Source organism: Priestia sp. TGN 0903, assembly GCF_050846855.1.
Taxonomy (GTDB): Bacteria; Bacillota; Bacilli; order Bacillales; family Bacillaceae_H; genus Priestia; species Priestia zanthoxyli.
The window spans coordinates 886,625-910,422 of sequence record NZ_JBOZGL010000001.1 but is presented as its reverse complement, the minus strand read 5'-3'; the positions used below and the strand labels follow the sequence as shown (position 1 = coordinate 910,422).

Below are 23,798 nucleotides of genomic sequence, written 5' to 3'. Positions count from 1 at the left end.
GAAACAGTTTACTTTTCAACAAATTCACTAAGGAAAAGAGGATGATAGAAGTGACAACTGAAAAATCATTTACAAATATTAACTTAAAAACAGAAAATCATGTGGCTTATATTGCTCTGAATAACCCTCCGGTAAATGCCATAAGTGGAGCTACAGTAAAAGGGCTAGACGAATGTCTTAACTACGTAGCAGAAGAACAAGAAATAAAAGTTGTTGTACTTACAGGTGAAGGTAAATTCTTCGCTGCAGGAGCCGATATTAAAGAGTTTGCACAGGCATTTGATAGTAAAGATAAAGGGAGAGATCTTTCTGTTAAAGCACAAGTAGTTTTCAATAAAATTGAAAATCTTAAAAAACCTGTAATTGCATCTATTAATGGGGCTTGCCTTGGGGGTGGATTAGAGTTGGCAATGAGTTGTCATATGCGTATTGCAGCAGATGAAGCAAAGCTTGGACAACCCGAGCTCAACTTAGGGTTAATTCCTGGATTTGGAGGTACACAACGGCTTCCACGTATATTAAATAAATCTCAAGCACTTGAACTAATCTTAATTGGAGAACCCATTAGTGGTAAAGAAGCAGAAGCAAAGGGTCTTGTGAATAAGTCAGTCCCTCTTTCTGATTTAATGAGTGAGGTAAAACTTTTTGCCGAGAAGATTGCTCTGAATAAAAGTCAACCTTCTATCTCAGCTACAATTGAAGCCATTAATAGAGGGATAGAAACAACCTTAGAAAAGGGATTAAGCCTTGAAGCAGATCTTTGGTCCGACTTATTTGTTACAAAAGATATAAAAGAGGGCGTCAGTGCTTTTATGGAAAAGCGCAAGCCAGAATTTAAAAATGAATAATATTCAGTAAGAGTTTCATATGTCATACGAAATTAAAGTTTTTATATGAGATAATGACTAACATTAATTCAGGTGGTGATTATATGGGTGCCCAAGCTAGCGTAAAAGTAGATATACAGAATGGTGTGGGATGGATTAAATTGAATCGTCCACAAGCATTAAATTCACTAAATGTGGAGATGGTAGAGACTATTTCCACACAACTAAAAGAATGGCAAACTGACAATAAAATTGCATTGATTTGTATTCATGGCGAAGGAAGTAAAGGGTTTTGTGCTGGTGGTGATATGCGCAAACTATATGATTTAAAGAATACTGGTATTGAAAATTATGCTGAACGTTTCTTTTCCACCGAATATCAACTAGATTATAATATTCACCATTATCCAAAGCCTATCCTCGTTTATATGAATGGAATTGTTATGGGAGGAGGAGTAGGACTTTCTATAGGAGCATCACACCGTATCGTGACAGAAACAACAAAATGGGCAATGCCTGAGATGAATATTGGCTTTTTTCCTGATGTAGGAGCGAGCTATTTCTTGAATCGAATGCCAGGACATGTGGGCCGTTATTTGGCTTTAACAGCTAACATTTTAAAAGCTGGTGATGTATTCTATGTAGGAGCCGGAGACTATTACCTAGAGAATGCAAAATGGGATGGTGTGATAAAAGAGATCAATGAAACAAACTGGCATTTAGAATCAGCACATCAAAAATTAAATTTAATGCTTGAAAAAAGTTGCATTACTCCAGAACCGTCCTCAAGTATTAAAATGTTACAGAAGAAAATTGATGAACATTTTCATTTTAATACTTTAGAAGAAATTATAGCGTCCCTTGAAGAATCATCACATAAAGGGGATGAGTGGGCTCAAGCAACCGTAGATATCATTCTCTCTAAGTCGCCAACATCTTTAAAAGTAACTCTTTATCAACTCCAAGAGGGTAAGCTAAAGTCTTTAAAAGAATGTTTAGATATGGAAATGAACCTAGCAATGAATTTTATGAAATCTCATGATTTTTACGAAGGGATTCGCTCTGTACTTGTTGACAAAGATTATAATCCAAAGTGGGAGCCTATATCTTTTAACTCAGTAACAGGGGATAAAGTTACGTCTTTTTTTCAATCATAGCGTTTGCTCAGTTTAGTTTTCCAAACTCATAGAGAACGTGTATGTGTGAGTACTGAGTACTGTTAAAATCGTTATGAAATGAAAATAGGAAAACTTTGAGCCAAATATTATCATTCATTGAAAAGAAGATAAATTTAAAATGACTGCCGTTTATTCTGTTCTGACAGAGCATCTATTTGTAAAAAAGTTGTGAAAGAATTATCTATTGATTCACATACGCTATGTGGTTGGCCAAGCAAATATGAAAAATATCGACAAAGTGCGTTTCTAGGAGATGGAAGCGCACTTGATCATTCCATAATAAGAATGATTAAGCTCAAGTATGAGAATGAAGAACTTGGAAAAGAGCTTAATTTATCAAAAAACACCAGGGTTTTATTGAAGAAAAACAATGTGGACAATTTCAATTCTTAAAAGAAGATAAACACAGATATACCATTAAGAAAAGCTATAGAATGCTAAATAACTCCCAATCAAGTTACTGTGAACATTTATAGAGGAACAGCTTTGAAGACTAAAGTGTTACGTACAGCAGTACAGGAGGTATTTAAGGAACATAAGAGGGGGAAGTAACCCTTAAGAATTACAAAGGTTATTGTGGAAAAGGTAAGCAGAACATACTGAAAAGTTGAGGAATTCTAAAATTGTTATCAAGAAAATCAGGACAGTTGGTTTACAAATAATTTGTACGCTTTCTGTTTTTATAGCTATATAGTCTATTTACCATAATGTCACTATACAGAAGATGTACTTACTCAACGTAATTGACCCTTTTCCTATTCAATCATTCATTTTAAAGAAATAATTAATGTCATTAAAAATATTTGAATAGCAAGGTGATAGTATGAGAATTGGTTTTTTTGATTGGGGAATAGGCGGAATATCAATATTAAATGAAGTAATAAAACATTTTCCTACAGAAGATTTTCTGTATTATGCTGATACACAAAATATCCCTTATGGAACCAAAACGAAAGATGAAGTATACAAACATGTCCAAACTGCAGTAGAAAATATTCTTCAAGAAGAAATTAAAGCACTTGTTATTGCTTGTAATACAGCTACTAGTATCCATCTTAATGAATTAAAATCTACTTATAATATCCCTATTATCGGAATAGACTCTGCTGTAGATCCTGCTATTAAACTAAGTAGTTCGTTGGATAAAAGAGTGCTTGTCTTTGGTACAGACTTAACCTTAAAAGAATTGAAATACAGAAAATTAGTTACCAAAATTGATAAGAAACTAATTGTTGACCTATTTCCCCTTCCAGAATTAGTGGAATTCTGTGAAGACTTAAACTTTAACTGGGATGAATTAAGTACGTATTTCAAAACAAAGCTAGAAGGGTTTGATTTAAATCAATATGGTACAGTTGCATTAGAATGTACTCATTTTCCTTATTATGAGCCTATATTAAGGGAATTTCTTCCCTCTCATATTCATCTTATTAGTGGTAGCAAAGGTACCGTAAAAAAGTTGTCTAATCTCCTTAAAAAAAAAGAATTACTAAGTGACAGTGGGAATAATGATATTTTGTTTCAATGCTCTAGTGTGGAGAACAACTATATGATGAAGATGGAAGGTGCATTAAATATACTGAAAAATGAATTAAATAAACCCAAAAGAGACTTGGAATCACCTTAAATAAAAGTGCTTTCAAGTCTCCTTTGGGAACAAATAGAAATAAAACAAGTTTAGCTGCCTTTTTAATACTAATCTCCGTTTTCTAGTCAATTTAAAAACATTCTATCTTTAATTTACGGGGGCAACTTAAGGCAGGACCATGTAAATCAAACATAATATGGAGGCAATAAGGTTTATTCACGTATAGTATCTAAGGATAACACTGTAATAAGTATATAAATTGTAAAAAGAAATGTTAATGATAACTCTATAGTAATGTTTAAATAATAAAGCATGTTCGTTATAAATGCTTTATTATTTACATACATTATAGAAAAAGTTCATATTTGTCGTCACTTAGAGTAAATAGTAAAACCTTAATAATAAATAAAATAATTTAGTGTTTACTTAACAAACAATGAAACAGAGACAAGGTCATCTTCTGTAAATATAGTGAATGACAACATTTGTTTTCAAAGATATATGTATATGAATCTACAAATCTGGACAGACTAATAACGTATTCCCCCTTTTCCAATAAATTTGAAAATCCTTTGCAGATTTGCAAAGGATTCTTTTTGTATATGTAAACTTTTCTTAAGGAGCAAAGCCTTGAAAACTAATAGCGAGATAGATACCAAATGAAAGAGTACATAAAGAAACAAAGTGCAATGTTAAAAAAGGAATTTTTTGTTTACCTCTAATAAAGAAAGAATAAATAAATCCTAAAATTGTTACTAGGGTTAAAATAGGCACAGTAATCTTAATTACAGTACCAAAAGCGTTTGCTGTGACAACTGATAAAAGAAAAAATCCAATTATAACTACATACAAAGTTATCGAAATGACTAAAGAGGCTATTGATACCTTTAAAGCATTTTTAAAGAATTTCCCCATCTAATTTCCTCCTATTTTTAGCACCGCATAGTCCTATAATATACAGCGAAAAGGGAAATAAACACCTTTTTCCCTCGGAGTACAATATGTTTCTAGTTAACATCATAACGTTAATTTAGGAAGTGTTTATTATTTATTCTTCATCATCTTTAGAGCGTTTTTTTATTAAAAAATAACCAAATGAAAAAGTTCCTAAAAAACATAAAAATATAACTGAACCAATTATTATACTATCAGTCAAACTATTATCAGATGTTACCTTTGTTAGTAAGCCAAAAATAACTCCGACAGCTACACAACATAGTACTAATAAGTAATAAGGCATTTTTCTAATTTTTTTCTCATTTTCATAGGAGTCAACAGAAATACTCAAGTTCAAATACCCTAATATAACACTAGTAAGTATCAAGACTAGCCATATAGGGTTGTTGGTAATATTATTGAATCCTTTCGTAATGCCGTCGTATATTACAATTCCCACAAGTGCCAAAGTTTGAAAAGCAAACGCAAAACGAATATTCTTTAAGTTTTTGATAACAAGTCTTTCGTCTGTTATTACTTTCATTTAAATCTCCTCCTGATCAATCCAAAAAATCTCATCTAAGGTTTTATTGACTGCATAACATATTTCTAAGCAAAGTTTTAATGTAGGATTATATTTTCCTTTTTCAATTAAACTAATGGTTTGACGAGTAACACCAACTTTTTCAGCTAATTGATACTGAGTTAAATCAGCCTGTACACGAAATATTTTTACGTTATTTTTCAAAATAAACCAATTCCTTCCTAATTTAAGTGTAACATATACATTACATTATTCAATATATATATTACATTTCCCCCGAATTAAATTTATACAATCAGCATTACAGGAAACCAGAGAAGATTATAAATAATGCTTTTAATGAGATATAGAGGGTAAGTATAAAAATAGAACATATTTACAAATATCAGGAGGGAAAAGATGTTCAAATTACCTTCTTTTCAAATTATGGTGTTAATTACGCTTATGATAGCTTTTGTGAGCTGCGTGATACAAATTAGACTCTTATTAATTAAAGAGTCCGTAAACGATGAACCAGAAAAGATAAAAAGTAACAAAAAAAGAGTGTATATTAATATATTAGTTATCGTATTAATAGGTCTCCTTGCATTTGGAAGTACCTATTTAAGCTGAAAATTCTAGTTTTTTAGCATCTTGTAGTTAGTTAACACAATGCAAATTATCACTAGTAAAAATCTCCTTAAGAGGCCGTTTGTTTTAATATTTAGAGAACAAAATTAGTGGGAGGGATGTGTGCTGAAGAACAAAATATTACTTAAAACCGTAGCTGTTGCAATTTACGCTTACATTTTAACATTCATACTTGAACTTATTATCAATGAAAAATTAAGTAATACATTCAAAATTTCAATAAGTACAGGGATTTCTATAATGGCATATATACAAATGTATTATAAAAATATTAAAAACCAACAAAAAGATTAGCTGTATTATTTGCTATAATGTTTTTTTTCGGAAGAGTGAGCAATGCAAAATGCTGATTTTCATGTGTAAGTCTTTCGTATATGTAAAAAAAAGGTAATAAACTCAATGAAAAGGTGGGGTTTTTATTAAGTTTTTACGTATTACCATAATAGCTTCTGTTTTATCTTTTATTGGTATTGTATTTAGAATAATTTATGGTCAAATAATTGGAGATAAAGATGTTCAGATAGAAAGTCTTATTGGACTTTTCATCGGTTTTTTTATTTCCATTTTTATAATCTACTATTTTAAAGATTATCGTAAAACAGACAAATAACTATACAAAATAAGGCTCAAAATACTTTTCATATGCTATTCATTTTTCTAGTTAACATAAAACCTACTCTAGGAACGAACCATGAAAAAGAACCCTTTAGTCAATCTCAGAATTGTTATAAGGGCCTTTTAAATTTATAAAAATCAAGAAAGTGCAAAAAATGGAGGATAGAAGATATTAATTTTATAATCCAAATTATTCTTTTTTAGTAATTAACGAAGTCGTCATTCCACCTATAAAAATTGTTGAACATGAAAAAAGAAACGTTTTAGGTCCTAATAAAGGAAGACCTGCTGTTATGATAAAACCATCTATAATTAAAATAACCATCCCTATGTTTAAAGAAAAAGCTTTTGATATAAGTTGTGCTAGTAAATCTGTTCCTCCAGTGCTTGTCTCATATCGAAGCATAAGACCAATCCCTGTCCCAATACACACTCCTCCAAGGATTACACTAGGAAAAACAGGCAGTTGAAACTGGTCTTTAATAGGTTCTAGCCAATCAATCAATAAAGAAGAAATAACTAAACCATAAAAACTATTATAAAAATAAGTTCTTTCATAAACCCAAGCAAACCAACATAATGGAAAACCCAAAATAATAATCATCACACCTGTAGGAAATTCAAAATAATAGTGAAGGATGAGAGCAATCCCAATTGTTCCTCCATCTAACAAATAATGAGGAACTAAAAATCCATTAATTCCTATACTTAACAATAAGCTTCCGACTAGAACAACCGGTATTTTCCGAATAATAATAATCACCTTTTTAGTCAATTTATTTCTTACTATATGTATATGCTTTAGCTAGCTGTCATGAATGTTTTTATCGGAAAAGCGCTTAGAATAAATTATTCTAAGCGCTTTTTAATTTTATAGATCAGGGAGGTTATAAAAAATACGGATTCAGAGCCGAAAGCATTCTGGTTACACTATATGTTTTCATTCTTTATCAGGCAACTTGTCTAAATTGAATACTTTTTTATCATTTGAGCAAACTACTCAAGATGTCTGAACGGCGTCTTCCACTGCAACCTTGTAAGAAAGAAAGCTGCCCTCCCTGGCAGCTTTCTTTCTTATCGATTATCTAGGAATAAAATTCATTAGTATAACCACACTATTCATGATGATTAAAGTCATCAATAAAAACATAGTTTGCACTAGAGAAAACTACTGCTAGTCCCAGTGGTTTTTTCTATTTGTAGGTAGTTTGCTTTTTATATGAATTAAAACACTGCAACTAGAACAAACTACCCAAGATGCCGTGAGGCATCTGCGAAAATCCTTACTACAATAGAGCAGAAAAACCTACTGAACTCTGTCCAGTAGGTTTTTCACTTTTTAAGTTATATAAGATATACACCCGTAGTTAACATAGAGCCTTTTTCCGGAACACACGCCAAAAAGACCCCCTTGCACCACAAGGGGGGAAGATAGGATAGATTTCGAATGTATGCAGCTTTTTACACATCTTTGATTTAACGTCATTTCGAGGTGAATGAAGAAATCATGTATAGAAAGCGCACCTTTTATCATATGCTCGTTCCTATAGAGATAGTCTTTATTGACTTTACAATGGATTTTTTCTTTGCTTCTTCCAATTGTGATAAAGGTACGAGTTACTTTACAAAAAAAGCGTGTGGTTTTATGGGCTAGACACGTATTTACTAGTTTCTATTCCACTTTTACGTCTATACCATAGTAAAAACAAACTGCCTATCAGACAAAGCAAAGATACTAATTGAGCTATTCTAATATGAGAAGTTAACATTAAGCTATCTGTACGTAACCCTTCCACAAAGAATCTGCCTATTGAATACCATGTCAGATATAAAAGGAACGTTTCTCCTCTTTTTAGAATCGTTCTTCTTAAGACAATTAATACGATAACACCAACTATATTCCATACAGACTCATATAAGAAGGTTGGGTGATAATAAGTTCCATCAATATACATTTGATTAATAATAAAATGAGGCAAGTGTATGGACTCTAAAAATTGACGAGTAACAGGTCCACCATGTGCTTCTTGGTTCATAAAATTTCCCCAACGGCCAATTGCTTGTCCCAATAATAAGCTAGGAGCTAAAACATCGGCCATTTTCCAAAAAGATAGATTCTTTTTTCTACAAAACCATATCGCTGTCAATACAGCGCCAATAATACCACCGTGAATTGCGATGCCACCGTGCCAAATTGCTATAATCTCACCTGGATTGTCTTTATAATAACTCCATTCAAAAATTACGTAATAAATTCGAGCTGTCAGTATAGCGATGGGTAAAGCTAGTAGGAGCAAATCTGAGATTGTTTCTGATGAGATACCTCGTTTCTTTCCTTCTCTAGACGCCAGCAAGAACCCTAAAAAAGCACCCAATCCTATGATGATGCCGTACCAATGGACAGGAATAGGGCCTAAGTGGAAGGCAATAGGATTTAGGGGATGTATGTGTTCAGGCATTTTTCTTCCTCCTTTAATTCAAACAAACTTATAAATTTTTCAGACTTACGCTAAATTAGAGTGCCTTTTTAGTATACCTATTAATGTAAATAAGGCGAAATCCTCACTTATAAAGAGTTATAACTTAAGGGTGTTCCTTCAACTAAACTTTTCTTCCAATATTCCTTTCACTAATCTAGCTTAACAGAATATTATCCTTACAATTGTAAAGATTAGAATAAGAAAAGAGAAATCTTCACATGAATGTATTCGTCTTGTTAAGTATTAGAGGTTTATGAAGTACCTCAAGGGGTATATTTAAACCAGTAAAGAAGGAGGAGATTAAATGTTTGATTACACGGTAGAAACATCGAAAAGCCTCGAAAAAACTATTCATTCTTTAGAAGAAAGCTTGAAAAGTGAAGGATTCGGTGTATTATGGAATTTTGATTTGACTGCAAAGCTACAAGAAAAAGGGCAGGATTTTAATACACCTTTTACTGTATTAGAAGTGTGCAATCCAAAAGAAGCCCAACGTGTTCTTTCTGAGAACCTTTTAGTAGGCTATTTCTTACCTTGTAAAATAGTTGTATATAAAGATGGAGAAGAAACAAAGATTGGCATGCCTAAGCCAACGGCCATGATTAGTATGCTTAACAACCATGAACTTCAAACGTTAGCAGAAGATATTGAAAAAAGGTTAATCAACTGTATTGATCAATCTGTATGAGTCTTTCCACAAGGTCGAATAAGAAATACGTAAGAAGAAAAGATATCTAAAAGGGTATCTTTTCTTCTTGTTTGGATATTCATGTTCTGATAAAAAAATTAAATTTAACGCTTGACTAGATACCCCTATAGGTATATTATTGGTTTGTAAACAAAATTACTTTTATTCATAAGGTGGTGCTTCAAATTAGTTATATAGCCATCATTTTATTGCTAATTGTTATCTTTATTGGATATCGACGTTATTATCCTGTTAAAGGTATTCTTTGTATAAATAAACATGAAATAAAAGAGGAAGATATTACGGTATTAGATATTCGTAATTATAACGAAACGACGTATGATAGTAGTATACAGATATTAAATATTCCGTATGCATATCTAAAACGCTTTTATTTAGAAATTCCAAAAGGTAAAATACACATAATAGCTGCAGATAGAGTAGAGCTAAACCTAGGAATACGTTTTTTAAGAAAAAGAGGATTTACCATTCAAAGCTACGAATTAGCATCATGTCCTTGTAAAAATAAATCTAAGAAGGGAATGTTAGGTTATGGAGTATAATCAACAGATTAAAAATCGTTTACGCCGAATTGAAGGTCAAATCAAAGGTGTATTAAGTATGATGGAACAAGGAAAAGATTGTAGAGATGTTGTTACTCAATTATCTGCTGCACGTAGTGCCATTGATCGTGCAATGGGCGTTGTTGTAAGTGAAAATCTAGAACATTGTGTTCGTGAAAGCATTCAGAATGGAGAAGAAACAAATAATTTAGTAAAAGAAGCTGTTACTTTATTAGTGAAGAGTCGCTAAAAGTACCCAGCAACTCATACAAATTAAGGTTGACGAATACTTTTAAGTATTGTAATATACCCCTATAGGTATAAAGTTAAAAAGTAATAAGACATTTATTAAAAAAGTTATTTTTTTAGTTTTAAATATACCCCTAAGGGTAATATATTAAGGAGGAACAACATGACTGAACAGAAGAAACGAACAACGATTGTATTATTTAGTGGTGATTACGATAAAGCAATGGCAGCTTATATTATTGCAAACGGGGCAGCTGCTTACGATCATGAAGTAACAATTTTTCACACATTTTGGGGATTAAATGCGTTACGTAAAGAAGAGTTAGTTCCTACTAAAAAAGGGTTTTTAGAAAAAATGTTTGGAAAAATGATGCCGCGCGGTGCAGATAAGATGGGATTATCTAAAATGAACTTTGCGGGTATGGGGCCAAAAATGATTAAAAATGTTATGAAGAAGCATAATGCATTATCGTTACCGCAATTAATTGAAATGGCTCAAGAACAGGATGTAAAATTAGTAGCCTGTACCATGACAATGGATCTTCTTGGTTTACAGGAAAAAGAATTGTTAGAGGGAATTGAATACGCAGGTGTGGCAGCTTATTTAGCAGACGCCGAGGATGGAAACGTCAACTTATTTATCTAAGATCTATTAAAAATTGGATAAATAAATGAAGGGTGGTTACTAAATACTATGGATAGCAGTACGTTAATCAACGTTTTAATGATTGCATTGGTTTTATGGTTTTTAGTTCGACGTTTTGTCCCTGCGAAAGGCATTAAACAAATTACTACTATGGAACTAAAATCAGAGTTAAAGAAAAAAGAGAAACAATTTGTCGACGTACGGACACCTCATGAGTATCGGACCAAGCATATTAAAGGGTTCAAAAACATTCCTTTATCCGAGCTTCCAAAACAAGCTAACCAATTATCAAAAGAAAAAGAAGTTTTGGTTATTTGTCAGAGTGGAATGAGAAGTATGAAGGCAAGTAAAATGTTGAAGAAACAAGGGTTTACATCTGTCACTAATATAAAAGGTGGCATGAGCACTTGGCGTTAATACGATAGGAGGCATAGTACTTTGAAAGTAATTTCACCACAAGAAGTAGAACAACTACTAGATAAAGAAAAACCTGTCAAAGTATTAGATGTACGTGAAGTAGAGGAAGTTAAAGTAGGTAAAATTGCAAATGCGTTGCATATTCCACTACCTTTATTAGAGTTCCGTATGCATGAGCTAGACAAATCAACAGAATACATTGTTGTATGTCGATCAGGAGGCAGAAGCTCAATGGCAACCCGCCTTCTTGAAAAACACGGGTATAACGTAACCAATATGAATGGTGGAATGATGGAGTGGAAGGGTTCAACGGTATAATTTTTTTGGGTTTTGATATACCCCCATTAGTATTAACTATAAGGAGGAAGAAATGATGGAAGCAAATGTTGTATTAGATGCAAAAGGATTAGCATGTCCAATGCCAATCGTCAGAACAAAGAAAAAAATGAATGAATTAGAAGCAGGTCAAGTGCTAGAAATTCAAGCAACGGATAAAGGCTCTACAGCAGATTTACAAGCATGGGCTAAAAGTACAGGACATGAGTATCTAGGAACGGAGACAGAAGGAGACGTACTTCACCACTTTCTCCGTAAGGGTGGGACCGGTGCTGAAGAGAAAGTAACGCCTCTTCCTGAAATTTCATTAGAGGAATTTAAAGAAAAAGTAGAAAATGATGAATCTCTTCACATTTTAGACGTGCGTGAAGTAGAGGAATATGAAGAAGCTCATATTCCAGGTGTTGTCCATATTCCTCTTGGTGAAGTTGAAAAACGCTTGGATGAATTAAATAAAGAAGATGAAATTTATATCATCTGCCATTCTGGAAGAAGAAGTGAAATGGCAGGACAAACGATGAAAAAGCAAGGATTCAAAAACTTAATCAATGTGGTTCCTGGTATGCGTGACTGGACAGGAAAAACAGAATAACAAACAATTTTAAGGAGGAAATAGAGATGAGTTCAAAAGTAGCGATTATCGCAGCAAATGGTGGATTATTTGATGCATATAAAGTCTTTAACATTGCCACTGCGGCAGCAGCAAGCGATCAAGAGGTATCAATTTTCTTTACGTTTGAAGGGTTAAATCTTATCCATAAAGAAGGTCATAAACACTTAGCTATGCCTGAAGGGAAAGAACACTTCGCCGAAGGTTTTCAAAAAGCAAATGTCCCTTCTATTCCAGAGCTTGTTGAAATGGCGCAAGAAATGGGTGTTAAATTCATTGGCTGTCAAATGACAATGGACGTGATGGGCTTAACAAAAGAGGATTTTGTAGATGGTATTGAAGTAGGCGGAGCCGTTACATTTTTAGACTTTGCCAAAGATGCAAATGTATCTTTAACGTTTTAATTTTAATTCATAAACATAGAGAAAAATATACTATAGGAGGTATTTTAATATGACTGTCCATGCACTTACTGCAAAAGAAGTTACACAAAAGATATTTAATAAAGAACCATTATTTATTTTAGATGTACGTAACGAAAGTGATTTTAGTGATTGGAAAATTGAAGGTCATTACTTTGATCATTTAAATGTTCCTTACTTTGATCTTTTAGATGGAGTAGAAGATATTTTAGAGAAAATTCCTTCTGATAAAGAAGTATTAGTTGTCTGTGCCAAAGAGGGTTCATCCGTGATGGTATCTGAGATGCTTTCAGAAGCTGGTCTTACGGTTTCCTACCTTAAAGGTGGTATGAAAGCATGGAGTGAACATTTAGAGCCTGTTAAAGTTGGCGATTTAAAAGATGGCGGGGAAATGTATCAATTTGTTCGTATCGGTAAAGGTTGTTTATCTTATATGGTTGTATCAAAGGGTGAAGCTGCCATTATTGATGCAACACGTATGACGGACATTTTTATAGACTTTGCGGATGAAATTGGAGCTAAAATTACCCACGTGTTTGATACGCATCTCCATGCTGATCACATTTCAGGTGGAAGAATGATTGCTGAGAAAACAAATGCAACCTACTGGTTACCACCAAAGGATGCAGAAGAGGTAGTTTTTGATTACCAACCATTAGAAGAAGGCAATGATGTGGTCATCGGTCATACAACGATTTCGATTCAGCCTTTATATTCACCAGGTCATACCATTGGTTCAACTTCATTCATTGTTGATAACCAGTATTTACTTTCAGGTGATATTTTGTTCATTGATTCAATTGGACGTCCTGATTTAGCTGGTATGGCAGAAGACTGGGTAGGCGATTTACGAGAGACGCTTTATAAACGTTATAAAGCCCTATCAGATGAGTTAATTGTGTTGCCAGCTCACTTTATGATTATCGATGAATTAAATGACAATGGCAGTGTAGCTGAAAAATTAGGTACATTATTTGCGAAAAACCATGGATTAAATATTGAAGACGAAACAGAATTTAGACATGCAGTAACTGATAATTTACCACCACAACCAAATGCATATCAAGAGATTCGTGAAACAAACATGGGTAAAGTAAAGCCAGATGAAGAAAAGCAACGTGAAATGGAAATTGGACCAAATCGCTGTGCTATTCGTTAAGCTGTAAGAAAGAGATAAAACTGGATGATTTATATATTACGTAAACTGAGGAGAGATAAATATGAACGCAGATAAAATGTTAGACGCAAAAGGATTAGCATGTCCAATGCCAATCGTAAAAACAAAGAAAGCTATGAATGAGTTAGAATCAGGTCAAGTGTTAGAAATACATGCGACAGATAAAGGTGCTAAGAATGACCTAGCAGCTTGGGCTAAGTCCGGTGGTCACGAGCTTTTAGATCATGCTGACGAAGGCGACGTATTAAAGTTTTGGATTAAAAAAGGCTAATTAATGATGAGTGAAAAGGGTATCCATTTAAAAGGTGCCCTTTTCATTTGGAAAGGAGGAAACCCTAGTGGATATTACGTTTATAATCACTCTTTTCATCATTGGATTTTTTGGCTCTTTTATCTCTGGAATGATTGGTATCGGCGGATCCGTTATCAACTATCCTATGTTATTGTATATCCCGCCGTTAATAGGTACGATGGCATTAACCGCACATGAAGTTTCAGGTATTGGGGCTATACAAGTGTTTTTCGCGACAATTGGTGGCGTTTGGGCTTATCGTAAGAGTGGTTTCTTACACAAAAGTTTAATCATTTATATGGGAAGCAGTATACTAATCGGTAGCTTAATCGGAAGTTATCTATCTCACTTGATGTCTGAAAAAGGCATGAATTTTATTTATGGAATTTTAGCACTTATTGCGGTTGTCTTAATGTTCATTCCAAAAAAAGGTTTAGATGACGTAGCAGGCGAGAAAGTGACGTTTAATAAATGGTTAGCTTCTTTCTTAGCTTTTGTGATTGGGGGAGTAGCAGGAGTTTTAGGGGCAGGAGGAGCATTTGTTTTAGTTCCTATCATGCTGGTTGTATTAAAAATTCCAACCAGAATAACCATTGCCTCGTCTCTTGCGATTACATTTATTTCTTCAATTGGGGCAACTATTGGGAAAATCACCACAGGTCAGGTTCTTTTCCTTCCAGCCTTGATTCTTATTATCGCCAGTTTATTGGCTGCTCCACTAGGAGCAAAGGTAGGACAAAAGGTAAATACAAAGATCTTACAATGGATATTAGCTCTGTTGATTTTGGCTACAGCTATTAAAATTTGGATAGGTCTTCTCTGAGTAAAGTTGAAGCTAATTGTTATCTAAATAAAATCTTATATGATTTAGAATAATAAAAGAAAAGGAAAGACCAAAATCTAGAGGGGAGTTTTGGTCTTTCCTTTTTATTTTAAGACACTTTATCGCTCTCAATGAACGTCTCAAGTGCAGGATGAAATTCTTTTTGGTAATGGTTATCAGGACAAGACTTGATAACAGTAGCAGATAAAGCATTTGATTTCCTTGTATTCAATACCTTCTTGCATTTGGGGCATCGTTCCTTTAAAAGAATGTCCCATAATCTCATCAATTTCCACTCCTTTAAGAAATACCGTAAATTCTTATTGATTTAATGAGAATTATAAAGGGTTTAGGTAAAGTGGTCAATAGAAAAGGAAGCATAGAAGGGGAATTTTCCTGATATAGAGGCTGCTACTTGTGTGTTCATTTCCAAATATTAATATATACGGATACAGAAGGAGAGCATTATTCTCTTATATAAGTAAATAATAAAGAGATCAACTTACTGTTGATCTCTTTAAGCACATAATTTAAAGGTCAGTGTAAAAATATAAAAACCATACGGCGTGATTTTGTTCGTCTGCTGCAGCCCGTCGAAAGGCTTCTTTCGTATACACATCTTGTGCTTTATCTGAAATATCTAGATAGAAGTCTACCGTTTCTTGTTCATCTTCAATAGCAACTTGCAGCCCTTCTTTATAAGTGTTTGGACACTTTTCTGAAACGCTGGCTTCAAACTGTTTACCTGTTAGATTTGCATAAATTGTAGAGAATGTTTGATAATGCTTGATTTCGTCTTTTCTTATCTCCAGAATACGTTCACGCTCTTTTTTTGTGGGTGCAATCTTAGCTAGTTGCTCGTAACAGATAATAGCACCATACTCCCCATTAATAGCTTTTTCAATATCATTAATTAAAACGGGATCCACTCTCATATAACTATAGGTTGGAAATTGAGGATATGTCATGTCTACCTCCTTATTCGAATTAAAATCTACTATAGTGTATGTCGTAAAATCCTAAGAATAGAACCTTTTTAGCAGTTAATAAATTTACTAGATAAGTATAAAGTATTGAAAGAAAATATTATAAATAAACGTATAAATCTACATACCTCCAAGAGTAAAGTAGTAAAAAGTTCTAAATTCATCAAACTTTAACATAAAGGATAGAAAATAAAAGGATAAAAAAGGAGTGAAGAATAGTGAGATTTATTGTTGAAAATGAGGAGATAGTAACTGCAAAACATGCTTATAACGATTTAGTGATCTCTCCAAATCAAGAAAAGGGATTTCGTCCAGTAGATGTATTAACTTCAGCTATAGTTGGATGTGCTAGTTTAACGTTTAAAAAAATTACAGATAAGCAAAGAGTATATATTAAAAGTCTTAGTATGGAAACTCAGGTCAAACGGGTTTTAGAAGAGGCAAACAGAGTTAAAGAAATTAAGATCCAATTCATAGTAGAAGGAGCCAATTTATCAGAGGTGAAAATAAAGAAAGCCCTTGATTTAACCATGAAAAATTGTGGCATGATTCAATCAGTAAAAGAGGCAATTGAAATTATGCCTTCTTTTAGAATACTCCCTTCAGGAAGTGAACAATAAATTCCCACTAAAAACTGTACATACGTTAATTTGATGATAACCCTTGAAAAGGTGTGATTTTTTTTACACCTTTTCCCTTTTGGACTTTTATATTCATATAGGGATAAAAGTTAAATAAAGATATTCATTTGGTCTCTTTTAAAATCTTCATTAAATCTTAATAAACGCCATTCAAAATAAGATTAATGATGAATAAAGAGGTGGAAAGATGGATCAAATACCGTTGTGGGTAGCATTAGGAGCCGGGTTATTTTCTTTTTTCTCTCCTTGTATTTTTCCTGTTTTGCCGGCCTACCTGTCTCATTTAACTGGTGGAAATATTCAAAATCAAAAATTACAAGTTAATCAGAAGTTGTTATTACAGCGTTCAATAGCATTTGTTATTGGATTTAGTCTTGTATTTATAGTGATGGGAGCTTCAGCTACATTTATAGGACAACTATTCCGAATGAATCGTCAACTAATTGAATACATCAGTGGAGGTTTAATTATTCTTTTTGGTCTTCAAATGTTGGGTATATTTAAGCTTTCATTTTTGATGAAAGAAAAAAAATGGGATCATCAATTGCAAAAACCAACTAACTGGATATCGTCGATATTTCTTGGTGTTGCATTTGGCAGTGGATGGACCCCATGTGTAGGACTAACGTTATCATCAATTCTGCTTCTTGCAGGATCAAGCAGTACGTTCATTCAGGGGATGTTACTACTAAGTATCTACTCTTTAGGGATGGCTGTGCCTTTTTTATTCATCTCCTTTATGATGACAAAGTCTCTACGTATTATTCGTATTATTAATCAGTATTTAGGAAAACTTTCTATCCTAAACGGATCTATTATGATTGTATTAGGTATTTTAATGTTTACAGGTCAGCTGACAAAAATAAGTGCGTACTTTTCGCGGTTTACGATTTTTACATTTTAAAGCTAGAGAGGTTGAAGCAGATGAACTGGAAGCTAGGATTAGTTGTGGTATTATGTACAGGAATTGGCCTCTTTCTATATAACGAGTATAAAGGATCCAATTCAACTAATTACTTAAATGGAAATAAACTTCATAATGAGCAAGCATCTACCGAATCAGCACCAAAAGGTGAAGTGGGGATCCTAGAAGGACAAAACGTCCCCAATATTCAACTAGAAACATTAGACGGAAAGGCCTTTAATTTGAAGGATTATCAAGGGAAAACAGTTATTTTAAACTTTTGGGCAACTTGGTGTCCACCGTGTAAAGCTGAAATGCCAGACATGCAAAAGTTCTACGAAGAACATAAGAATAAGAATGTAGAAATTATTGCAGTTAATTTGACGTCGGCTGAAAAGAATAAAGAGGATATAAAAAGATTTACCGACGAATATGGAATTACGTTTCCAGTACCTCTAGATAAGAGTGGAGAAATTTCTAATCAATTTAATGTTGTATCCATTCCCTCAAGCTATTTAATTGATGACAAAGGAGTAATTAGAAGGCATGTTGTTGGTCCAATGTCTTATAATTGGATGGTAGACGAAGTAAAGAAAGCTCAATAGCAGGTGAGAAATATGTTAAAAACCTTATTAATAGCAGAAGATGATCAAATGTTACAAAATTTAATGGCTATATATTTTAAGAAAGCAGGATTTCATGTGATAACATCATCTACCGGGAAAGAAGCTTTAGAAAAGTTTAAGGCAGAATCTCCTTGCTTTCTTGTTTTAGATTTAATGCTTCCTGAAATGTCTGGAGAAGAAGTGTGCCATCATATTAGAGAAGTTTACCAAAGTGATGTACCTATAATTATGGTAACTGCTAAGGTCCAGGAACGAGAACGCATTAGTGGTCTAAAAATGGGCGCAGACGACTACGTCACAAAACCATTTAGTCCAGAAGAATTAGTGGTACGCGCAGAGACTATATTACGAAGAGCAAATCACCATTGTCAAAAGATAAAAATGGGAAACCTTACGTTAAAGCCTAGAAAGCATGAGGTTTGGAACGGAGAAACCTTATTAAATCTAACAGCTTCAGAGTTTGCTATTTTAAAAGAGCTGATGCAGCATCCTGATCAAGTTTTATCTAGAGAACAATTGTTGTATACGCTGTATCCTCTTAATGAAAAAGTCATATATGAGAGGACAATTGACGTTCATGTGAAACATATTCGGGAAAAAATCGGCGATGAGTCACTAGTTAGCGTTCAAACAGTTAGAGGAGTTGGATATCGATTTGTTATTACAAATGAGACGGAATAAGAATAATATATGGAGAACTAGGCTATTCTGGGAGTTAACCATTCTTAATATGGTGGTCATCGGAATTGTAATTTGGGTTGCTGGTGTATCGGTAAAGGACTTTGCATGCTTTTTAGCAAATGAATTAAATATAGCCGGAAGAGAACGCCAAGCTTTTTTTCACCAAACAATGAATTTTTATCTACTACGTGCAAGTGTCATAGCAGTGTTGCTTGGGATTATTATTCATTATATATGGGTGAGAAGGATTATTGTGCCCATTCAAGCACTGTCCACTGCAATGAAGGAAATGGGTAATGGAAATGAAGTTACATCTATGCAGATTATTGCCCGAAATGAAGTAGGAGAATTAACTAATCATTTTAATACGTTACTTGAAAAAATAAAACGTGCTGAAACTTTAAGGAATGAAATGACAGCTGATTTAGCCCATGAGGTTCGAACTCCTCTTTCTAATTTAACAGGATATTTAGAAGCACTAAAAGATGAGGTCATAGCACCTAATAAGAAACTTTTACAATCCTTATATAGTGAGGCAGAACGACTCAAAAGAATGATTGAACAATTGCATCATCTTTCAGAAAAGAAATGGAGATATTACATGAACGATTATAAAACAAAGGCTGTAGATGTTGAAGCTATTGTTCATGAAGTTATAGATTTATATTACATAAAGTGTAAAAGCGAAAAGATTAGAATTGAAAAAGACATAGAAGATGCTTACTTTTTAGTTTCCTCAAACATGCTCAAGCAAGCTCTTAGCAATTTATTGGATAATGCTATTCAATATGCTGTAGAAGATACAGTTATTAGAGTGAAAGGACAAAAAAGAAAGAATCATTATTTATTATGTGTTGAAGGTAAAGGTCAAAAAATTCCTATAGAAGCGACAACAAAACTATTCGAGCGTTTTTATCGAATAGATCCCTCTAGAAATCGTGAATCTGGAGGTAGTGGATTAGGTCTTTCTATTGTGAAAAAACTCGTGGAAGATCAAGGAGGAAAAGTCTGGCTTGAAACTAATGAAATCTATCATCAGTTCTTTATCAGCCTTCCACTTAATAAAAATGTCAATGAACAACAACTGATTTAACACTAGAATTACAACAATATCTTTGAGTAGAATACCCTAAATAAGTTAACGTCAGTCTGAAATATTGTTGAACATATAATTTAGTAATCAAAAACATCCTTATAAAACCAAAAGGGACCTAGGTATAACTAGATCCCTTTTTGGTTTTTATTATCTATTGGCTAAATCTATGATTATATTTATTATGGTCTCATTTTTAATAGAGTAATTTGTTTCTATTAAATCTTATTGTTTTCTATCAAAATTAATTAAACCTTAACAATTCATCCATACAATAAAGAATTGTGATACATAATCATACGGTAACTAATTAAGGATTGCTTAGTTGAGTGTGATTATAAAATTAAGATAAAAATAGGAGGATTTTTTAATGTTAAAAACAACTCGTACAATGCGAAAGTATGTCATTTCTTCCGCATTGGTAGCATCTTTAGCTATGACACCAGTATTAACTCAAAATGCCTTTGCTTCAGCTAAATTGGCCCCTAAAGACGAAGGTTTACCTGCTGTTGAGAAAGATGTCTCTAAGGTCTCAAATACGACCATTCAATCGTTCTCTAACACTTCTACAGTTCGTAAAGGGGATGTGGGAGAACGGGTTAAAGATTTACAATCTAAATTAAGTAATAAAGGTTATTATAAATATAAAGTTGATGGCATTTTTGGTTCCCTTACAGAACAGGCAGTACGAAAACTTCAAGCAGATCATAAAATTTCTGTGGATGGAATTGTGGGTGCTGATACAATTAAAGCTTTATCACAAACAGGAAGCAATTCTATAAATAATGGGACAACTTCAAATTCTGCAGCAAAGCCAACTACTTCACAAGTAACAGATAAACGAGCTGATGTAGTTGCTGCAGCAAAAAGTGTAATTGGAACACCTTATGTATGGGGAGGCACTACAAAAAACGGGCTTGATAGTAGTGGTTTTATTAACTATGTATTTGATCAGGTTGGAATTGATTTATCAAGAACTCATAGAGAAATGTGGAAAAATAATGGTGTACATGTAAAGTCACCACAGGTTGGAGACGTGGTGTTTTTTGAAGGAACATATAATGTACAAGGAGCTTCCCATAGTGCTGTTTATATTGGTAACAATTTAATGATCCACTCGGGCGATGCAGGTGTAGGGGTTGCTCATTTCGACAACCCTTACTGGAAAAAACACTACATAGGTGCGAAATCATTTATAAAGTAATGAATAATTAAATTCATCGATTTAGTCATTTATATTAATTTGAATGATAGTATGTTTAATGACGACTTTTAGGGTCAGTGAGAGTGGAAAAGGAAAAATAATAAAAGGAATGTTGATAAAGTCATCTAGACGATACAATCTACAACGCATTTGTTCAGCATAATCTAGGTTAAAAATGGTTGTATTAAATTGTTGCATTTCAAGAGATTTAAAGATGAAAATTATTAAATTTTTCAACTGTATCAAGCAGTCTTAAAGGCTATAAAAGCAGGGTTAAACCTGCTTTTTCTTTTATTCATGTAATCTTTAGAGGAGACATGGCGTTCATTCTAATGAAAACCATGTTCTCCAAACCTAAACATATTTAGTTAACATAAACACTCTAACGGAACCCACGCAAAAAGAGAACCCTTCTGGGAGTAAGGGTTCGAAAGAGGTCTCAATTATGAGTTATGTAGCTTTTTATACATCCTTGATTTATCAACGTTTGGCCTCGGGCTGAGTGACAAATAGATGCATAAAAAGCGCACTCTTTATGCATATGCTTCACACCCAAAAAATAGCATTTTAAACCCCATTATGTTACACTTTAAGTCCAATAATTGTTCATCCCATATTGATGAACCCTTACTAAAGAGCAACCTCGCCATTGGTAGGCGAGGTTGCTCTTTTATTTTTTTTATTTTATCTAAAAGGTCAGTAAGATAAAAACATGAGGTAACAAGACATTTATGTGAGGTTAATGTTATACTATTGAAGCCCATTAATAATCCCCCTGAAATAAGTGCACCAGAGCAACATGTCAACTATACAAAAAACAAACAAACGACATTTTAAAGAACATGAAGAGTATTAATTAAAGTGTAAGGAAAAGAAATCTTTGGAGACGCTCATGAATTTATTGGTAAATCGAGAGTTTTTAATTACAGAGTTTTCTCAAGCGCGAATGATGAATTAGGTAAAGTGTAAATACTTTAGTCAAAATATCTTATTAACGCAATCTTTAAGGGTTAGTTATTATTGCTTCATAAAAAAGTACAATGTTTAAATTGGTTTTGCATATTTTAATGTTCTCCAATCGAAGTAATGCCCTCTGCGAATAAATCAAAGATGGGAGTTTTTAATTTAACATGAAAAAAGTTTCAATAGTGTTTTATATTTCAGTAGCCATATTGGCTCTTCTTGTTCTTGCGGGAGTTACAATGCCTGCAAAGCTTGAAGCTGTAACGAGTAGCCTACAAAATTCTATTACGAATGCATTTGGCTGGTACTACTTAATTATTGTAACGTTGTTTGTTATCGTTTGTTTGTATTTATTAGTAAGCCCGATTGGTCGGATTAAGCTTGGGAAACAGGAGGACAAGCCTGAGTTTTCACGCCCAACCTGGCTTGCCATGCTCTTTAGTGCAGGAATGGGGATTGGATTAGTGTTCTATGGTACAGCTGAACCAATTAGTCACTATGCAATTAGCTCTCCAACAGGGGAAACTGGGACAGATCAAGCAATGAAAGATGCGATGAGATTCACTTTCTTTCATTGGGGCATTCATGCGTGGGCGATATATGGGATTATAGCTCTTTCATTAGCTTACTTTACCTTTAGAAAAGGCGAACGTAGCTTGATTAGCGCTACATTAAAACCGATTATTGGAAAACATGCAGAGGGATTCGTAGGAAAAATAATTGATATTATTGCCGTTATTGCAACAGTTATTGGTGTAGCAACGACTCTTGGGTTTGGTGCTGTCCAAATTAACGGAGGATTATCTTATTTATTTAACGTTCCTTCAAATCTTACGAGTCAATTCCTTATTATTTTAGTTGTTACTGTTTTATTTATAGTTTCAGCATTAACAGGTTTAGGAAAAGGGATTAAAATTCTTAGTAATGCTAATATGATCCTTGCATTTGTACTTTTCCTATTAACGTTTATATTAGGTCCGACTCTGTTTACTTTAGATTTATTTACAGATACAATTGGCTCTTATCTGCAAAACTTAATTAATATGAGTTTTCGTATAGCTCCACTTAATGAAGAACATCGCAGCTGGATCAATGGATGGACCATCTTTTATTGGGCATGGTGGATTGCATGGTCTCCGTTCGTAGGAATCTTTATCGCTCGAGTATCCAGAGGAAGAACTATTCGCGAATTCGTCGTATGCGTGTTACTAATTCCTTCTCTTATCGGCTTTATCTGGTTCTCTACGTTTGGTAGTGCAGGAATGCTGCTCGAACATGATGGGATTGCTTCTATTTCAAAGTTAGCAACGGAAGAATCACTCTTTGGTGTGTTCGCAAACTATCCAATGGGAACAGTATTATCAATCTTAGCTATTATCCTTGTTGCCACTTTCTTCATTACTTCAGCTGACTCAGGAACTTATGTTTTAGGAATGATGACAACGGATGGTTCGCAAAATCCAAGTAATAGCGTAAAGGTTATCTGGGGCGTTTTACTTACAGCTATAGCTCTTGTTCTTCTTTATTCTGGAGGACTACAGGCACTACAAAACACCATGATTATTGCTGCTCTTCCTTTTTCAATAGTCATGATTTTAATGACAATTAGTCTTCTTAAGGCTCTTAACAAAGAAGCGAAAGAATTTGGAATTGGTAAGCTAAAGAAACAAAAATAAGAA

At 33.5% G+C, this 23,798-nt stretch carries 29 protein-coding genes; 22 read left to right on the top strand and 7 right to left on the bottom strand.

Translation table 11 applies throughout. The features are described from left to right. Nucleotides 1-50 precede the first annotated feature (50 nt). The 3 genes from ACRPLY_RS04660 (at nt 51) to murI (ending at nt 3,632) form a co-directional block, all read left to right on the top strand. Nucleotides 51-848, top strand: a complete 798-nt coding sequence (locus tag ACRPLY_RS04660) for an enoyl-CoA hydratase (protein ID WP_321201902.1) — start codon at nt 51-53, stop codon at nt 846-848. A gap of 83 nt (nt 849-931) precedes the next feature. Next, nucleotides 932-1,984, top strand: a complete 1,053-nt coding sequence (locus ACRPLY_RS04655; RefSeq protein ID WP_165635797.1) for an enoyl-CoA hydratase/isomerase family protein — start codon at nt 932-934, stop codon at nt 1,982-1,984. Between the two features lie 844 nt (nt 1,985-2,828). Next, the gene (gene murI / locus ACRPLY_RS04650; protein WP_165635798.1) at nt 2,829-3,632 is read left to right on the top strand and encodes a glutamate racemase; all 804 of its coding nucleotides are present in this window, start codon (nt 2,829-2,831) and stop codon (nt 3,630-3,632) included. A 576-nt stretch (nt 3,633-4,208) separates the two neighbouring features. Here the strand turns inward: murI and ACRPLY_RS04645 are convergent. The 3 genes from ACRPLY_RS04645 to ACRPLY_RS04635 form a co-directional block, all read right to left on the bottom strand. Then, nucleotides 4,209-4,508: a hypothetical protein gene (locus tag ACRPLY_RS04645; protein ID WP_165635799.1), complete on the bottom strand. Its 300-nt coding sequence runs from the start codon at nt 4,506-4,508 to the stop codon at nt 4,209-4,211. Between the two features lie 133 nt (nt 4,509-4,641). Continuing rightward, nucleotides 4,642-5,073 (bottom strand): branched-chain amino acid ABC transporter substrate-binding protein, encoded by a 432-nt coding sequence (locus tag ACRPLY_RS04640; RefSeq protein WP_165635800.1) that lies wholly within the window; start codon nt 5,071-5,073, stop codon nt 4,642-4,644. Then, entirely contained in the window at nt 5,074-5,277 is a 204-nt protein-coding gene (locus ACRPLY_RS04635) for a helix-turn-helix transcriptional regulator (RefSeq protein ID WP_165635801.1), read from the bottom strand. 195 nt (nt 5,278-5,472) lie between these two features. Between ACRPLY_RS04635 and ACRPLY_RS04630 the strand changes: the two genes are divergently transcribed. Next, nucleotides 5,473-5,685: a hypothetical protein gene (locus ACRPLY_RS04630; protein WP_165635802.1), complete on the top strand. Its 213-nt coding sequence runs from the start codon at nt 5,473-5,475 to the stop codon at nt 5,683-5,685. An 823-nt stretch (nt 5,686-6,508) separates the two neighbouring features. Here the strand turns inward: ACRPLY_RS04630 and ACRPLY_RS04625 are convergent. Both ACRPLY_RS04625 and lgt read right to left on the bottom strand, forming a co-directional pair. Then, nucleotides 6,509-7,093 carry a YitT family protein gene (locus tag ACRPLY_RS04625; protein WP_165635803.1) on the bottom strand — a complete coding sequence of 195 codons (585 nt, stop codon included), beginning with the start codon at nt 7,091-7,093 and terminating at the stop codon, nt 6,509-6,511. Nucleotides 7,094-7,961: 868 nt separating this feature from the next. Continuing rightward, nucleotides 7,962-8,777 (bottom strand): prolipoprotein diacylglyceryl transferase, encoded by an 816-nt coding sequence (lgt, locus tag ACRPLY_RS04620; protein ID WP_165635804.1) that lies wholly within the window; start codon nt 8,775-8,777, stop codon nt 7,962-7,964. 325 nt (nt 8,778-9,102) lie between these two features. On the opposite strand from lgt, the gene ACRPLY_RS04615 reads away from it, so the two are divergent. The 11 genes from ACRPLY_RS04615 to ACRPLY_RS04565 all read left to right on the top strand — a co-directional run bounded on the left by ACRPLY_RS04615 (nt 9,103) and on the right by ACRPLY_RS04565 (nt 15,021). Beyond that, nucleotides 9,103-9,486 (top strand): DUF302 domain-containing protein, encoded by a 384-nt coding sequence (locus tag ACRPLY_RS04615; protein ID WP_165635805.1) that lies wholly within the window; start codon nt 9,103-9,105, stop codon nt 9,484-9,486. A gap of 185 nt (nt 9,487-9,671) precedes the next feature. Continuing rightward, complete coding sequence (locus ACRPLY_RS04610) at nt 9,672-10,049, top strand: sulfurtransferase (protein WP_165635899.1); 378 nt, start codon at nt 9,672-9,674, stop codon at nt 10,047-10,049. Beyond that, entirely contained in the window at nt 10,039-10,299 is a 261-nt protein-coding gene (locus tag ACRPLY_RS04605; RefSeq protein ID WP_165635806.1) for a metal-sensitive transcriptional regulator, read from the top strand. The genes ACRPLY_RS04610 and ACRPLY_RS04605 overlap by 11 nt, the downstream gene beginning before the upstream one ends. Nucleotides 10,300-10,461: 162 nt before the next feature. Continuing rightward, nucleotides 10,462-10,944 (top strand): DsrE/DsrF/DrsH-like family protein, encoded by a 483-nt coding sequence (locus tag ACRPLY_RS04600; RefSeq protein ID WP_047934468.1) that lies wholly within the window; start codon nt 10,462-10,464, stop codon nt 10,942-10,944. Nucleotides 10,945-10,992: 48 nt separating this feature from the next. Beyond that, complete coding sequence (locus ACRPLY_RS04595) at nt 10,993-11,361, top strand: rhodanese-like domain-containing protein (RefSeq protein WP_165635807.1); 369 nt, start codon at nt 10,993-10,995, stop codon at nt 11,359-11,361. Nucleotides 11,362-11,382: 21 nt separating this feature from the next. Next, nucleotides 11,383-11,679 carry a rhodanese-like domain-containing protein gene (locus tag ACRPLY_RS04590; RefSeq protein ID WP_165635808.1) on the top strand — a complete coding sequence of 99 codons (297 nt, stop codon included), beginning with the start codon at nt 11,383-11,385 and terminating at the stop codon, nt 11,677-11,679. Between the two features lie 52 nt (nt 11,680-11,731). Next, on the top strand, nt 11,732-12,289 hold the full coding sequence (locus ACRPLY_RS04585; protein ID WP_165635809.1) for a sulfurtransferase TusA family protein: 558 nt from the start codon (nt 11,732-11,734) through the stop codon (nt 12,287-12,289). A gap of 26 nt (nt 12,290-12,315) precedes the next feature. Continuing rightward, a complete protein-coding gene (locus ACRPLY_RS04580) occupies nt 12,316-12,711 on the top strand; it encodes a DsrE/DsrF/DrsH-like family protein (RefSeq protein WP_165635810.1) in 396 nt (131 codons plus the stop codon). 49 nt (nt 12,712-12,760) lie between these two features. Further along, complete coding sequence (locus ACRPLY_RS04575; RefSeq protein ID WP_432231614.1) at nt 12,761-13,888, top strand: MBL fold metallo-hydrolase; 1,128 nt, start codon at nt 12,761-12,763, stop codon at nt 13,886-13,888. 61 nt (nt 13,889-13,949) lie between these two features. Continuing rightward, nucleotides 13,950-14,177 carry a sulfurtransferase TusA family protein gene (locus tag ACRPLY_RS04570; protein ID WP_047934454.1) on the top strand — a complete coding sequence of 76 codons (228 nt, stop codon included), beginning with the start codon at nt 13,950-13,952 and terminating at the stop codon, nt 14,175-14,177. Nucleotides 14,178-14,244: 67 nt separating this feature from the next. Continuing rightward, on the top strand, nt 14,245-15,021 hold the full coding sequence (locus ACRPLY_RS04565) for a sulfite exporter TauE/SafE family protein (protein ID WP_165635812.1): 777 nt from the start codon (nt 14,245-14,247) through the stop codon (nt 15,019-15,021). 109 nt (nt 15,022-15,130) lie between these two features. Here ACRPLY_RS04565 and ACRPLY_RS04560 read toward each other — a convergent pair whose 3' ends face one another. Both ACRPLY_RS04560 and ACRPLY_RS04555 read right to left on the bottom strand, forming a co-directional pair. Further along, nucleotides 15,131-15,307 carry a hypothetical protein gene (locus ACRPLY_RS04560; protein ID WP_430078664.1) on the bottom strand — a complete coding sequence of 59 codons (177 nt, stop codon included), beginning with the start codon at nt 15,305-15,307 and terminating at the stop codon, nt 15,131-15,133. Between the two features lie 244 nt (nt 15,308-15,551). Next, a complete protein-coding gene (locus ACRPLY_RS04555) occupies nt 15,552-15,989 on the bottom strand; it encodes a ferritin-like domain-containing protein (RefSeq protein WP_165635813.1) in 438 nt (145 codons plus the stop codon). Nucleotides 15,990-16,225: 236 nt separating this feature from the next. Here ACRPLY_RS04555 and ACRPLY_RS04550 point away from each other — a divergent pair, with 236 nt between their 5' ends. From ACRPLY_RS04550 to ACRPLY_RS04520, 7 genes are all read left to right on the top strand, one after another. Further along, nucleotides 16,226-16,627 carry an OsmC family protein gene (locus tag ACRPLY_RS04550; RefSeq protein WP_432231613.1) on the top strand — a complete coding sequence of 134 codons (402 nt, stop codon included), beginning with the start codon at nt 16,226-16,228 and terminating at the stop codon, nt 16,625-16,627. Between the two features lie 208 nt (nt 16,628-16,835). After that, a complete protein-coding gene (locus ACRPLY_RS04545) occupies nt 16,836-17,552 on the top strand; it encodes a cytochrome c biogenesis CcdA family protein (RefSeq protein ID WP_432231612.1) in 717 nt (238 codons plus the stop codon). A gap of 20 nt (nt 17,553-17,572) precedes the next feature. Beyond that, on the top strand, nt 17,573-18,157 hold the full coding sequence (locus ACRPLY_RS04540) for a TlpA disulfide reductase family protein (RefSeq protein ID WP_165635816.1): 585 nt from the start codon (nt 17,573-17,575) through the stop codon (nt 18,155-18,157). Nucleotides 18,158-18,169: 12 nt separating this feature from the next. Further along, a complete protein-coding gene (locus ACRPLY_RS04535; RefSeq protein ID WP_165635817.1) occupies nt 18,170-18,859 on the top strand; it encodes a response regulator transcription factor in 690 nt (229 codons plus the stop codon). Between the two features lie 49 nt (nt 18,860-18,908). Further along, nucleotides 18,909-19,952 (top strand): sensor histidine kinase, encoded by a 1,044-nt coding sequence (locus ACRPLY_RS04530; protein WP_367077305.1) that lies wholly within the window; start codon nt 18,909-18,911, stop codon nt 19,950-19,952. Nucleotides 19,953-20,322: 370 nt separating this feature from the next. Next, entirely contained in the window at nt 20,323-21,156 is an 834-nt protein-coding gene (locus ACRPLY_RS04525) for an NlpC/P60 family protein (RefSeq protein WP_432231611.1), read from the top strand. Nucleotides 21,157-22,286: 1,130 nt separating this feature from the next. After that, nucleotides 22,287-23,795, top strand: a complete 1,509-nt coding sequence (locus ACRPLY_RS04520; RefSeq protein ID WP_165635820.1) for a glycine betaine uptake BCCT transporter — start codon at nt 22,287-22,289, stop codon at nt 23,793-23,795. Nucleotides 23,796-23,798: the final 3 nt, after the last annotated feature.

Bases quoted from the DNA above. Each gene is read 5' to 3' on its own strand.
- ACRPLY_RS04605 (WP_165635806.1), top strand. From the start codon at position 10,039: ATGGAGTATAATCAACAGATTAAAAATCGTTTACGCCGAATTGAAGGT.
- ACRPLY_RS04580 (WP_165635810.1), top strand. From the start codon at position 12,316: ATGAGTTCAAAAGTAGCGATTATCGCAGCAAATGGTGGATTATTTGAT.
- ACRPLY_RS04645 (WP_165635799.1), bottom strand. From the start codon at position 4,508: ATGGGGAAATTCTTTAAAAATGCTTTAAAGGTATCAATAGCCTCTTTA.
- ACRPLY_RS04540 (WP_165635816.1), top strand. From the start codon at position 17,573: ATGAACTGGAAGCTAGGATTAGTTGTGGTATTATGTACAGGAATTGGC.
- ACRPLY_RS04655 (WP_165635797.1), top strand. From the start codon at position 932: ATGGGTGCCCAAGCTAGCGTAAAAGTAGATATACAGAATGGTGTGGGA.
- ACRPLY_RS04525 (WP_432231611.1), top strand. From the start codon at position 20,323: ATGTTAAAAACAACTCGTACAATGCGAAAGTATGTCATTTCTTCCGCA.
- ACRPLY_RS04520 (WP_165635820.1), top strand. From the start codon at position 22,287: ATGAAAAAAGTTTCAATAGTGTTTTATATTTCAGTAGCCATATTGGCT.
- ACRPLY_RS04530 (WP_367077305.1), top strand. From the start codon at position 18,909: ATGGTGGTCATCGGAATTGTAATTTGGGTTGCTGGTGTATCGGTAAAG.
- ACRPLY_RS04630 (WP_165635802.1), top strand. From the start codon at position 5,473: ATGTTCAAATTACCTTCTTTTCAAATTATGGTGTTAATTACGCTTATG.
- ACRPLY_RS04560 (WP_430078664.1), bottom strand. From the start codon at position 15,307: ATGAGATTATGGGACATTCTTTTAAAGGAACGATGCCCCAAATGCAAG.
- ACRPLY_RS04595 (WP_165635807.1), top strand. From the start codon at position 10,993: ATGGATAGCAGTACGTTAATCAACGTTTTAATGATTGCATTGGTTTTA.
- ACRPLY_RS04575 (WP_432231614.1), top strand. From the start codon at position 12,761: ATGACTGTCCATGCACTTACTGCAAAAGAAGTTACACAAAAGATATTT.
- ACRPLY_RS04570 (WP_047934454.1), top strand. From the start codon at position 13,950: ATGAACGCAGATAAAATGTTAGACGCAAAAGGATTAGCATGTCCAATG.
- ACRPLY_RS04535 (WP_165635817.1), top strand. From the start codon at position 18,170: ATGTTAAAAACCTTATTAATAGCAGAAGATGATCAAATGTTACAAAAT.
- murI (WP_165635798.1), top strand. From the start codon at position 2,829: ATGAGAATTGGTTTTTTTGATTGGGGAATAGGCGGAATATCAATATTA.
- lgt (WP_165635804.1), bottom strand. From the start codon at position 8,777: ATGCCTGAACACATACATCCCCTAAATCCTATTGCCTTCCACTTAGGC.
- ACRPLY_RS04600 (WP_047934468.1), top strand. From the start codon at position 10,462: ATGACTGAACAGAAGAAACGAACAACGATTGTATTATTTAGTGGTGAT.
- ACRPLY_RS04545 (WP_432231612.1), top strand. From the start codon at position 16,836: ATGGATCAAATACCGTTGTGGGTAGCATTAGGAGCCGGGTTATTTTCT.
- ACRPLY_RS04615 (WP_165635805.1), top strand. From the start codon at position 9,103: ATGTTTGATTACACGGTAGAAACATCGAAAAGCCTCGAAAAAACTATT.
- ACRPLY_RS04555 (WP_165635813.1), bottom strand. From the start codon at position 15,989: ATGACATATCCTCAATTTCCAACCTATAGTTATATGAGAGTGGATCCC.
- ACRPLY_RS04585 (WP_165635809.1), top strand. From the start codon at position 11,732: ATGATGGAAGCAAATGTTGTATTAGATGCAAAAGGATTAGCATGTCCA.
- ACRPLY_RS04640 (WP_165635800.1), bottom strand. From the start codon at position 5,073: ATGAAAGTAATAACAGACGAAAGACTTGTTATCAAAAACTTAAAGAAT.